General features: G+C 56.9%; 7 protein-coding genes. All 7 read left to right on the top strand.

The genetic code is table 11. The features are described 5' to 3' along the window. Positions 1 to 77: 77 nt before the first annotated feature. Positions 78 to 2,054, top strand: coding sequence for an FAD-dependent oxidoreductase (locus tag FE783_RS21495; protein ID WP_158301959.1), 1,977 nt, complete (start codon positions 78 to 80; stop codon positions 2,052 to 2,054). Positions 2,055 to 2,066: 12 nt separating this feature from the next. Beyond that, positions 2,067 to 3,419: an ABC transporter substrate-binding protein gene (locus FE783_RS21500; protein ID WP_138881454.1), complete on the top strand. Its 1,353-nt coding sequence runs from the start codon at positions 2,067 to 2,069 to the stop codon at positions 3,417 to 3,419. Positions 3,420 to 3,446: 27 nt separating this feature from the next. Then, complete coding sequence (locus FE783_RS21505) at positions 3,447 to 4,487, top strand: alpha/beta hydrolase family protein (RefSeq protein WP_138881455.1); 1,041 nt, start codon at positions 3,447 to 3,449, stop codon at positions 4,485 to 4,487. Then, entirely contained in the window at positions 4,477 to 6,435 is a 1,959-nt protein-coding gene (locus tag FE783_RS21510; protein WP_138881456.1) for a glycosyl hydrolase family 28-related protein, read from the top strand. Before FE783_RS21505 ends, FE783_RS21510 begins: the two co-directional genes overlap by 11 nt. A gap of 237 nt (positions 6,436 to 6,672) precedes the next feature. Further along, positions 6,673 to 7,650: a LacI family DNA-binding transcriptional regulator gene (locus FE783_RS21515; protein ID WP_138881457.1), complete on the top strand. Its 978-nt coding sequence runs from the start codon at positions 6,673 to 6,675 to the stop codon at positions 7,648 to 7,650. A gap of 188 nt (positions 7,651 to 7,838) precedes the next feature. Then, on the top strand, positions 7,839 to 9,209 hold the full coding sequence (locus tag FE783_RS21520) for an ABC transporter substrate-binding protein (protein WP_138881458.1): 1,371 nt from the start codon (positions 7,839 to 7,841) through the stop codon (positions 9,207 to 9,209). 39 nt (positions 9,210 to 9,248) lie between these two features. Then, the gene (locus FE783_RS21525) at positions 9,249 to 12,548 is read left to right on the top strand and encodes a carbohydrate binding domain-containing protein (protein ID WP_138881459.1); all 3,300 of its coding nucleotides are present in this window, start codon (positions 9,249 to 9,251) and stop codon (positions 12,546 to 12,548) included. The last annotated feature ends 147 nt before the right edge of the window (positions 12,549 to 12,695 follow it).

Genomic DNA, 12,695 nt, shown 5'->3' on the forward strand with positions numbered 1-12,695 from the left:
TAAAACGAAACTTCGAATGAATACGGTTACATTATACAATAATCGTGAGAAAGCCGATAGCGAGAGGAGAAGCGATATTGGGATATAAAAAAACGCGGAAATACGACGTGGTCGTTTACGGGGCTACTCCAGGCGGGATCGGTGCGGCGATCGCCGCCGCACGCCGAGGCTCCAAGGTGGCGCTGCTGGAGCCAACCCGGCAGATCGGAGGGATGATGACGAGCGGCTTGGGCCGTACCGACATCCCGTCCTTGGAAGCATCGGGGTCTATATTCAGGGAGTTTGCCGGACGCATCCTTCGGTATTATTGCGGCAAGTACGGCGAAGACTCGAAGCCGGTAAAGGATTGCAATAACGGTCTTTACTTTGAGCCATCCGTCGCGGCCCGAATTTTTCGGGAAATGCTGGCCGCGGAGCAAGACGTATCCCTGCATATGGAGCAGCGGCTCGTTTCGGCCGCCGCGCCGGACGGCCGGCTCAGGTCCATTGTGACGGCCTTGCCGGAGGGCGGGCTTCAGGAATGGACCGCGAACGCCTTCGTCGACGCCGGTTATGAGGGGGATTTGGCGGCTGCCGCCGGAGCTCCGTATTGGCTGGGGCGCGAGTCGCGCGACGATTGGAACGAGGAGTTCGCGGGGACGTTGTATATGGATTATCATCCGGACAAGGAAGTGCTGAAGGGCAGCACCGGTGAGGGGGACGAACGCATACAAGCGTACAATTTCCGATTATGCCTGACGCAAAATCCGCTGAATCGGGTTCCGTTCCGACATCCGCCGGATTACCGGAGGGACGAATACGAGAGCTTGGTCGATGATGTGCGCAGCGGCCGGATCGGCTCCATTCGAGATGTGCTCAGCATTACCGTGGTTCCGAACGATAAATTTGACGCCAACAACCATCATTATTGTTTATGCTCCAGCGACTTGCCCGGCGAGAACGGAGGATATCCGGAAGGGGCTCCGGAAGAAAGAGCGCTTATTGCGCAGCGTCACCGCAACTACATGGAAGGCCTGCTTTGGTTTTTGCAGACCGACGAGCGGCTGCCGGAATCCTTCAGGCAGGAAACGGCCTCATGGGGCTATGCGGCGGATGAATTCGCGGACAACGGCTATTTTCCTTACCAGCTGTACGTCAGGGAGGCTCGCCGAATTCAAGGAGAGTACGTCTTCTCGGAAAATGACGCCCGGTTGTCTCCAGGGCTTGGACGGGCACCGATTCACGCCGACAGCATAGCCGTAGGCGCCTATCAAATCGATTCGCACGCCGTCCGCAAGCGGGAGCAGGAAGGACAGAACCGAACACTGGAGGGCTTTCTCGGCCTTCGCTGGTTGACCTCTGCCTACCAAATTCCTTTCGGGGTTATGGTTCCTCTTCGAATCGACGGCTTGATCGTCCCCGTGGCCGTTTCGGCTACCCATATCGGCTTCGGCACGATCCGAATGGAGCCGTGCTGGATGCAGCTCGGCTATGCGGCAGGCGTCGCGGCGGAGCTGGTCGCGCAAACGCCGGGCTCCGAATTCCGGACGCTGTGCATCGATCGTCTGCAGGAAGAGCTGCTGGCCGACGACCAGCGGATTTCGATGCTGAACGATGTGGAATGGAGCCACCCGTCACGCGCCGCCGCCGAATATTTTGCCGCCAAGGGAGTGCTGAAGGGCTACGAAGCCCGTCTGGAGGAGCCGGTAACGGTGCGGGATGCCTCCCTATGGCTGGCCCGCGCCCGTTCCTTGACCGGCGGTCGCAGGCTGCCGGCGCTCCCGGCGTCCGATCGAATTTTGCCTGCCGGGGAGGACATGGGCCCGCGGCATCCGCGTAAGGAGCCGCAGGCGGATCCGGAGGCCTATTGGAAGGAGCATCCTTACCTTCCCGCCCAAATGGCGACCCGCTGGCGCAAGGCGGCATGCCGGACGCCCGGGCAAACATGGCGGGGGACGGATGCGGCCGAAGGAAACGACGGTTTCGTAACGCGAGGCGATTGGTTGTCGGCGCTATATGAGGCATTAAAGGAAACGAGGCGAAACAGGCAATCGGTCGCGCAAATCAGGAATTAGGAGGAGTGCTTCATGTGGAAGCCAACATTCAGAGCGATAGTCTTATCCTCCCTGCTCGTACTGGGTTCCGCTTGCTCCAGCGGCAATCCCGGGAGCGGCAGCGGTGCGGATGGCAGTCCGAATCGGAATCCGGGGACCAAAGAACCGACGAAGACCCAGGAAGCTTCAATAGCGCCGGAGCGTGCAACCATCACGTTTTTCCAGACGCTTAACAACAGGGATCAGGCATGGTTTGACGAAACCTACGGCAATCTGCTCAAGAAAAGGTTTCCGCACCTTACGCTCGAATATATTCCGCTCGCCGAAGGCTCCAAGCTCCCCGATTTGCTGGCGGCCGGCAAAACGATCGATATGATGATCGTTCCGCTGTCCCATACGTACAGCATGTTTATGCAATACGAGCTGCAATCGGACATTTCCGATTTGATCAAGAAAAATCAATACGACCTGTCGCGAATCGAGCCGACCTCCATCGAAGTGCAGCGTCAGCTGTCCGGCAGCAGCGCCATTTACGGCCTTCCGGTTTCCATGACATTCGCTCCGTTATTTTATAACAAAGCTATTTTCGATAAATTCGGCGTACCGTATTTGCGTGACGGGATGATATGGGACGAAGTTTACGAAGCGGCCCGCAAGCTCACGCGCAACGAAGGGGGAACGCAATACCGGGGAATGGTGCTGAATACGCAGCTCAACGTCCTGAAGAACCAGCTGTCGCTGTCCTTCATCGATCCCAAGACGAACAAGGCTTTTACGGATGAGAGGTGGAAAGGTTGGACGGAATTTATGTCCGGCTTCTACAAAATTCCCGGCAACGAAGTGGACAGCACGACGAAAGCGGCGGCCGCCCAAATCAAAATGTGGGAAAAAGACCAAACGGTAGCGATTTACAATGCTCCGGGCAATCCGAACCTGGTCAACTGGAATTTCGACTGGGATATGGCCGCCATGCCTTCATTCAAGGAGGCTCCGAATGTCGGGCCGCAGGCCACGCCGTTATATTTTTACATTCCCACAATCAGCAAGCATCGGGATCAGGCTTTTGAAATCATCGAATATATGACGTCCGACGAAGTGCAAACGCTGCGCTCGAAGCAGGGGACCGGAACCGTTTTGGTCAATCCGGAGGTTCACAAGGTCTTGGCCCGGGACGTTCCCGGGCTGGCGGGTAAAAATATCGGCGCTTTGCTGCCGAAAAAATATGCGCCGCCTATGAATGTAAGCAACTACAACCTGTTCGGCGAGAGAAGATTTATTGCCGCCTTCGAAAGCATCGTTACCGGCCAAAAGGATGTGAATACCGCTCTTCGAGAGGCGGCCGAATTGACGGAAAAGGATATAGAAGCACAAAAGAAGCAGCAGTGAAATCGACCAGGAAAGGGTGGATAAGCAATGGCATACAACGTATTTAGTCTGCACCGGGAAGGAATCCCGAAGCTGCTCGCAGGTATCGAGACAAAAGAGCAGTACGAGGAGAAGATGAAAACCATCCGCGAGGTATGGCTGGATTACATCGGGGGGATCCCGGAGCGGGTGCCCGTACGCTATGAGGTGCTTTCCAAGGAGAGACAGCCCGATCACGAACGATGGCATTTAGTCTACGATTCCGTATACGAGGATAAAATTACCGCCCATTTGCTGGTTCCGTTCGATGAGAGCGGAGAGCCGATTCGAAAGCCGCGTCCGGCGATCCTTGCGCTTCATCCGACGAACGTGAAGGGAAAGAGCGACATTACGCTTCCGAGCGGCAAGGTAAACCGAATGTACGCGTTGGAGCTTGTACAGCGCGGGTATGTGGTTTTGGCTCCGGACGCCATGACCTCGGGCGAAAGAATATTCGAAGGGCGCGGCCATTTCGAAAGCGCCCCCTTCTATGAAAAGTTCCCGCAATGGACGACGGTCGCGAAAAATATCGTCGACCATATGCAAGGGGTGGATCTGCTGTGCAGCGTGGATTTCGTCGCAGCCGACCGGATCGGGACGATCGGCCATTCGTTCGGGGGATATAATACGTATTTTCTTGCCGGAATGGATCCCCGAATCAAAGCCGTCGTTTCGAGCTGCGGATTCAGTCCTTTCGCGCGGGACGACAGGCCGACGCACTGGGGACGAAGGGACCGCTATACGCATTTGCCTAGAGTGACGGACGATTTGGGCCGCGGCGTCGTTCCCTTTGATTTCAACGAAATCGCCGCGCTTGCCGCGCCGGTGCCCTTTATGAATTTCAGCGGTCAGAGCGATACGATTTTTCCGCATTGGGAATCCATCGGCGAGTCGATGAAGGATTTATACAGGGTGTACAAATGGCTGGGAGTCGGCGATCGTTTCATCTCGATTCTAGGGGCGAAAGAACACGATTTCCCTCCTGAAATCAGGAAAATGGCCTACGAGTTTTTCGATCAATGGCTAGGAGGCCCGAGCCATGCCGAATGAGAAGACCGCACGGAATCCGGATAAGAAGATCAGCAGACGGAAGCTGCTCGCTTCCTTGGGCGTGGCCGGAGCGGCCGTCGCCATGGGCGGAATGCACAGAACGGTGCTTTCCGCTCCCGCTTCGGGCGGAGCTTCGGTAGTGGGACACGTATACGGCGGGGGACAAGGCAGCAGCGGTCCGATCCATACCTTACTGAACGGGGAGACGGTAGTTGCAACGGCCCTTCAGGAATTGCGGACAAACTCCGATCCCGCGGAAGCCGCCGTCTATTTTGTGCGGGATAAAGGGCAGGAGGGCTGTTTCATCTTCGATCCGGCGGACGACCAAACCGCCGACGATAACGGGATGACCGTCGTGTCCGTAAGCGGGGCCAGATTCAAGCGCATCGTGTTCGAGGAAGCGGTAAATGTCAAATGGTTCGGCGCCAAGGGCGACGGCCTCTCGGATGATACCGCAGCCGTCCGGGCGGCGATCGGTTACTGCATAAGCGCCGAGGCGACACTGTTGTGGCCGTCCGGGAAATATGTAACGACGGCAAGCCTTACCGGGCTGCATGCGGTCCGTCATGCGGGCTCCGGCAAGATTGTCCGCGGAGCCGACAACTGGCCGGTGCAGCCGAAGACGGCCGAGACGAGGCGCCTATACGTCGATCCGGCAGGCAGCGACGCTAATGACGGGCTTTCGGCGGCCCAGCCGCTAGGATCCTTGAGTGCCGCCCGCGATCTGATCGAAGCGGAGACGGGACGAAACGTCGGCTTCCACCGGATCGTGCTGGCTCCGGGAATCTATTCGAAAGGCTTCGGGACGCTGCAATCGCTGGTCATGGGCGACAGGCCGATCTATATCGACGGACCGAACGTCGGCGGACATCCTAACGTTCCGACCGCCATTGTGGATATGGCCTCGACCCCGAGCGAAGAGGCGTTCGCGGCAGGTGTTTATACGTACTTGATTGTAAGCAATGTTAAAGTCATAAACGCTCCCTCGGGTACGGCTTTTTACGCTAACGGCGGAACGCTTTCCATGCAAAACTGCCATACGAAAAACTGCTTGCAGGCGGGTGTCGCGAACGGTGTGGGCAGGTTGACCGCAAGCGGAGGCCTTTTTGACGGAACGAACGATGCCGGCACCGTCATCCCGAATTGCCGGGCGTTTTTCGGGGGGCTCAACTCGTTCTTGACTTTGTCCCATACCAGCTTGTCGCGAGCCGCCCTTATCCAAAACTATCAGCGGGGAATAGTCGCGGCGGGAGCGACTGCCGGCCATTTCGACTATACCCGGATTCATGACTGCGGCGTCGGCATCGAGTTTACGCGCGGGTGCGGCGCTCCTAACACGCTTCGCATGCAGATTTACCGGTGCGGCGTCGGCGTGAAGGCCTACACACCTTGGTTCAACAACGGCATAGACTTCGGCGTCGGGACCGTGAACGCTTGTGCGATTCCGATTCAGGCATGGGGGAACGCTTCCGACCAAGGCTCGCTCGACAATGACGATGCGCGGTCACTCCGGCAGTACTCCACGAAGGATGTTCCGGCGGTCACCGGGAGCACATCGGAAAAAACGCTCTGGACGCCGGTCAGCTACAAGGGCGGATATCCGATTTACGGGGATACGGTGCGCTTGAAGCTGCGCGGACCTTGCGAGCTGAGCCAAGATGCCGTCCTGCGCGTCAAAATCGGAAGCAGCGTAATCCGCGAGTTCTCGGTACCGGCCGGAACGAGTTCGTGGGCGCTCGATGCGGATCTTTTCAATACCGGGGCTTCGGATGTACGGCATTATTGTTCGTTATCGACGCAAAACACGCATTCGGCCCTTTATGGCTCATCCGGCCAAGCGATAAAGGCAACGGGAAACTCCGCCGTCACCGTAAGCGTACAGCTCGGATATGCCGGAGACCGCTTTACCGTCGGGTTTGCCTGCTGCGATACGACGCTCTTCGGGTGATGCGTAGCAACCGCGGGCTTTGCGTGCTTGGGGTAGGGAATCGTCGGCTGCTTACCTACGGTAGCGGAGGGCCAATTTAGCGAGGATTAATGGAGTCGGGGAAACCCGGCTCTTTTTCTGTGTAATAAACGTTTAAGTTATTAAAGTTAAAATAATAAATTTAACTTTATATATTGCAAAAAACGTAAACGGGATCTATAATTGCTCGTATATACAAGAGAGAAGGAAGCGTGCGGCATGGTCACGATCAAAGATATCGCCAAAGCGGCGGGCGTCACTTATGTAACCGTTTCCCGGGCGCTTAACGACGAGCCGGGAGTGAGCGAGCAGACGAGGCAGGCTATAAAGGCGCTAGCCGAGCAGATGGATTATGTGCCGAGCCTGGCGGCGAAGAAGCTGGCTCAGCGCCAGCCGGACACGATCGGCATGATTTGGCCGAGAATAAAAGGTTTGTTCTTCTACGACCTCGGCTTCGAGATTCAGCAGGAAGCGTCGCGCCGCGGCTTGCAGGTCATCATGTCGATGGTGAGCGCGGAGGAGGCGCTGCGCACGTTCAACCGGTATTTCGTCGATTACATCGTTTATTGGCGTCCGGTCTGGAATCCGACGCTGGAGTTTTTGCAGGAGAAGGAGAAGTTTCGCGGCGAGATGCTTCTGCTCGGCGGCTGGAAAACCGATAGGGCGCACAGTATCACGATCGACAGAACCGGAGCGTTCCTCGATGCGGTACGTCATTTGGCAGAGCTCGGACACAGCAGCATCGCCTTCGTCGGGCAGCAGCGGGATCTCGACAAATATAACGGTTATATGCAGGGAATGGCGGAGGGCAAGCTGGATTACAGGCAGGAGCTTGTCGTCGACACATACGATCCGGCCTTTGAAACGAGATTTAAACGGATGATGAGCGCCCCCGACCGCCCAAGCGCTATGGTGATCGACTCGCAAGGAACGTTGTTCCGGACGAACCGGCTGCTCCGTCAACTGGACATCCGCATCCCGGAGCAATTGTCGCTCGTCGTGTATGACGACATTCCGGAGCTGGATTTTTTCGATGTACCGCTTACGACGATAGGGCCTTCGATCGAGCAAATGGCGAAACGCACACTTGACATATTGACAAGGGAGACGACGGATGACGGCGAACGGTGGCTGGATGAAGAAATACGCTGCCGATTGACGGCGAGAAGCTCGACGATTCCTTGGGAGGGGAAATAACCCCTCTTCTTGATTTGAAAGAAATCGATTTCTATTATTTTTATTTGAACTCCGGTTTGGATCCGCCCGTTTTCGCGAAGGGGGTGAGCAACGATTCGATCCGTATAGGAACGCGAAAGCGGCGGATGCAGCATACAAGGGGAAGCATGAAAAAGCGAAAGTTCACATGAAATCAAGGAGGCTATTCGATGAAAAAGAAGCAAAGCTGGAGCGCATTGCTGACGTTCACTCTGATCGGCGCGCTACTCGCGTCCTGCTCGGGAGAGGGAACGGGCGGTGGGAGCAAAGGAGCGCAGCCGCAATCGGAAGGGAAGAAGGCGGACGGCAATGTCTCGGAGAAGAAACCGGACGTCGCTTCAGAGCCTGCGGAGATCGTATTCTACTCCAACAACGGGGACCCGGTAGAAAGCTTCGATTACAAGTTCGGCAATTCGCTGCGCAAAAAATTTCCGAATTATACGATCAAGTACATTATGAAAGGACAAGGGACGAACTTGCCGGACCTGCTTGCCGCCGGCACCCGGTTCGATATTTTTTTCCAGACGATCGGCAATTTCGAGAATTATGCATTCACAAGCGACATCCAGTACGATATGACCGAGTTGATTGCAACACGCGGCGTCAATTTATCCCGCTTCGAGCCGACTATCATCGATGCGGTCAAGCAGGCATCCGGAGGCAAGCTGTACGCTTTGCCGATTACGACGACAAACATGGTGCTGTATTACAACAAGACGATTTTCGACAAGTTCGGCGTTGCGTACCCGAAGGACGGCATGACTTGGGACGAAGTGAACGAGCTGGCCAAAAAGCTGTCGCGTAACGACGGGGGTACCCAGTATATCGGCTATACCCATTCTCCCAACCATTCGATCCGGATGAACCAGCTGTCGCTTGGAACGACGGATTTGAAAACGGATACACCGACGATCAATACGGATGAGCGTTGGAAGAAGTTGTTCCAGACCACGTTTCTCGATCCGGTACAAGAGCCGAGCGCCCAAGAGTCTTTGAAGAAAACGAACAAAATCCCCGATGCGAACGATTTCGTGAAAACGAAAAACGTAGCGATGTTCGGCTACATGTCCCATCTCGTTCAAACATGGGAGGAGCAGTTCAAAGGAATCGATTGGGATTTCGTCTCGTTTCCGACCTTCAAGGAGCTGCCCGGCGTAGGCTCGCAATCCTACCCGAGCTACTTCGGCATTACGAAGATGGCGAAGAACAAGGAAGCCGCCATGGAAGTGCTCAAATATATGGCGTCCGACGAATTCCAGACGGAGCTTGCGCGCAAAGGCCTCATCCCGGTGCTGAAGGACCAGGCGGTTCTCCAGCAGCTCGGCAAGGAGTCTCCTTTCAAGGATAAAAACTGGAAGTCGGTGTTCCACAACAAATTCGCTCCGATTCCGGCATTGTCTCCGATCGAAGCCGAGCTGGCCGGGATATATACTACGTATGCGACCAAGGCCCAGATCGGCACGGTTGATCTGAACACGGCGCTTCGCCAGGCGGAGGAAGACGCAAAGAAGAAAATAGCCGAATACAAGCAGCGCAAATAAACGAATGAAGGCTTCACAAGTCGAAGGAGGGCGAAAAGCATGGCTTATCCGAGGAAAAGGCTGCCGAATCTCATCCTTATCGTCTGTTTGCTTGCGCAATCATTACTAGTATCGTTCGGCTGGCCGGAACGGGCCGGGGCGGAGAACACGAATCCGAACCTGATGCAAAATCCGGGCTTCGAGCAAGCTTCGGGTAACGTTCCGGAGCATTGGCAGGCGATGGGAGGCTGGGGCGTCTCCGGCGTCGCACTCTCTTCCCAAGCTCATTCCGGTTCCCGGTCGGCATCCGTCAGCTCAGGGACTTTGACGAATCCTTGGGTGCTGCAGAAGGTGCCGGTGGAAGCGGGGAGCACGTACGAGTTCTCGACTTGGTTCAAAACGTCGGGCGTACAGGGCAAAGGAGTCGTGCTGAAGGTGGAGTTTTACAGCAGCGAGGCCGGCGGCTCCGCCAATTGGGTATTCGAGAAATTCGGTCCGTACATCCGCGAAACGACCGGCGATTGGCAGCCGTACAAGTTCCGCCTGCAAGCTCCGGAAGGGGCGGTCGTCGCTGTCGTGTACTTGCGGCTATGGGGGACCGGGACGGTGCTGTTCGACGATGCCGCCGTGAAGCTGGTCAACTTGACGATGACGACCGACCAGATCGTCTACTACTCGGACGTTACGGAAGGCAAGGTGGCGATCCGCAACCGGTTCACGGACGATGTATATACGGGCAAAACGATCGGAATCCGGATAACGGATGCCGTCAATGGGACGGTGATCCATTCGGTGTACGGTCTGGCAGCGCAGCCGGACATGACGCTGACCTTCGATCCGCGCGGCATGAGCCTGAATACGCCGTACGAGGTGGAGACGGTGCTGTCGGCATCGGATCAGACCGTCATTGATCGCGCTTCGGCGCGCATTTACCGGTATAACCGACCGACGTCGGTGCCGGCTGGCGGACTTATAAGGGTGGACGGCGAGCCGTTCTTTCCGGTCATCGCTTATCATGCGAATGTGGAGCAGTATCCGCTGCTGCATGAAATCGGCGTCAATACGGTCCAAGGCGTGAACGCCGGGACGACCGCCGCGATCCGCCAGGCGATGGATTCGGCCCATGCGAATGGCTTGAAAGTATTGTTCCCGCTCTACTATTACATGAACATTACCCAAGATTTCGCGAAAATGGCGCAATACGTCGCGGAGTTCAAAGACCACCCTGCGCTTCTCGCCTGGATGACGATCGATGAGCCGAGCGGAAACGGCGTAACCGTGGAGCAGACGGCGGCCGCCTATGCAATCGTGCGCGCGCTCGATCCGACGCACCCGGTCTATACGGTGGAAGGCGATCGAAACGAATACGCCAACTACGGCCGCGTGCCGGATGTGCTGACCGTCGATTCGTACCCTTTGCCGAACAGGCCGATCGCGAACGTAGGCGACGATGTGCGGCGGGCGGCAGAAGCGGCGAAGGCGGGAAGGCCGGTATGGTCTATTCTGCAAACGTTCGCCTATCCGCCTCCGTCGGCGTGGACGTATTTGCCGACGATCGCGGAAGTGCGCAACATGGCGTATCAATCGCTGTTGGCCGGTGCGACCGGCTTGGGCTATTACGCGCTTAACGATCCGGGCTGGAGCCTTGCGGACTCGGCGCTGTGGCCGGGGCTGAAGCGGTTTGCGACCGAGCTCGGGCTGATGGCGGACTTGTCGCGGCTGACGCCTGCCGATCACCGGAATGAGGACGGCGTGGAATGGGCGGTCTGGGACAAGGCGGGAGAGCTGTATGTCGTTGCAATCAACAAGACCGATCAGACGAAAGCCGTTTCCGTCGCTTTACCCGAAACCGGCTACCATGCCGAGCTGCTGTACGGCGATTATCCGGCATCATACGACGATTCGACAGGGCAATTGAACGTTACGCTCGATGCCCGGCAAACGTCGGTGTACAAACTTACGCCTTTCAGGACAATGGCCGATCAGACCTTTTCGCTGCTCGGGCAAGCGGAAGAGCTGTCCTCGCACCCGCATTGGCGGAATAAAGTTTCGCGGCTGGCCGCGGATATGGAGACGATAGCGGAACAACTGGCCGGGACGGCGCCCGATCAGAACGGCATCGCAGCGGATGCGGCGAAAGCGTTCAAAACGATGGAGCAGCTGAAATCGTGGATAGAAGGACAATCCGATTCCGCGCTCGGCGGTAATCGGGACGCGATGACCAGCTTACTGAATCAAGCGATCGGGAAAATGTCGCCCCTTGCGGCTGCTCAAGTCGGGCTGCGGCTCGATATTGTGCCGGAAGAGGCGATCGGCGGCAATGAGGCCAAGGTGATCGTTCGGGCGGTCAACAGGGGGCAAACGGACGTAAATGATGTTGCGTGGACAGTCCGGTTCCCTGAGTCATTCCAGCTCCCTTCGGCTTCCGGGGCGATCGGTACGCTTCCGGGCGGTCAAACTTACGAGAAGGAGCTGACGTTCGCCATTCCGCCGGGGGTAAGCCAAGCGGTTTACAGCGTTGCGGGAGATGTTTCTTTCGAATATCGGAGCGTGCTGCTGCATGTCGGTGCGGCCAAAGGATTCGGCACGTCGCCGATGCTCGAAACGGCACTCGTACCGGCTGACGTAACGGTGACCGGGCCCGGAAATGTACCGTTCGGCGTACGTCTTACGAACCGGTCGGGCAGTGCCGTTACGGCCGAACTGCGCGCAGACGCGCCGGCGGAAATCGGCTTGAGCCTGCCTGCCGCCGTCCCGCTTCAGGCCGGCGGGTCCGTTACCGTACAAGGCTCCGTATACTTGAATTCGGCTAACGCGGCGGATGGCACCTATACGGCGGCAATACGGCCGAGCGTGGGCGGATACTCGTTCGATACGCAGCTGTTGACCGTTAACGTCAAACGAAACATGGTGAACAATCCGGGCTTCGAAATCGCTGCGGCTAACGGCAGCTCGCCTGCCGGCTGGAATATGGGCAAAGGCTACTGGGACGATGCCTCCGCTCACGGGGGAGTCCGTTCGGTTAAGCTTATTCCGGACAGCGCGAATGCCAACAATTTCATCGCCTCGTCCGCGATTCCCCTCGTTGCGGGCAAAAGCTACAAATTGTCGGGATGGCTGAAGCATGAAGCAACGTCCGGACAAATTTTGTTCGGGGTACGGTATGTGAACGCCGCGGGGGCTACGATCTCGTATCAGCTTCCGGTTGTTCCGGCAAGCGCGGATTGGACTTACCGCGAATTGCCGCTCGCGATCCCGGCCGGGACGGCGCAAGTTTATGTCTACTTCCGGATGAATCAGGCCGCGAGTGGGCCGGCGTGGCTTGACGACGTGTCGCTGGTGGAAAGCCTGACTCCTTAGGCGCAATATAGAGTATAATCAAACAAGCGAGAAGAGCTGGTTTCCGGCGCTGAGGCTGTTGAGGAAGTCAAAAAGAGAATCGAACAGTCTAAAAGGGGTTGGGGAGATGTGCGTAAAGCGAAGCGTCTGACTTTAAAATTTAGTTGT

The organism is Paenibacillus mesophilus, assembly GCF_005938385.1.
Taxonomy (GTDB): Bacteria; Bacillota; Bacilli; order Paenibacillales; family NBRC-103111; genus Paenibacillus_AB; species Paenibacillus_AB mesophilus.

Bases quoted from the DNA above. Each gene is read 5' to 3' on its own strand.
- FE783_RS21500 (WP_138881454.1), top strand. From the start codon at position 2,067: ATGTGGAAGCCAACATTCAGAGCGATAGTCTTATCCTCCCTGCTCGTA.
- FE783_RS21505 (WP_138881455.1), top strand. From the start codon at position 3,447: ATGGCATACAACGTATTTAGTCTGCACCGGGAAGGAATCCCGAAGCTG.
- FE783_RS21510 (WP_138881456.1), top strand. From the start codon at position 4,477: ATGCCGAATGAGAAGACCGCACGGAATCCGGATAAGAAGATCAGCAGA.
- FE783_RS21515 (WP_138881457.1), top strand. From the start codon at position 6,673: ATGGTCACGATCAAAGATATCGCCAAAGCGGCGGGCGTCACTTATGTA.
- FE783_RS21520 (WP_138881458.1), top strand. From the start codon at position 7,839: ATGAAAAAGAAGCAAAGCTGGAGCGCATTGCTGACGTTCACTCTGATC.
- FE783_RS21525 (WP_138881459.1), top strand. From the start codon at position 9,249: ATGGCTTATCCGAGGAAAAGGCTGCCGAATCTCATCCTTATCGTCTGT.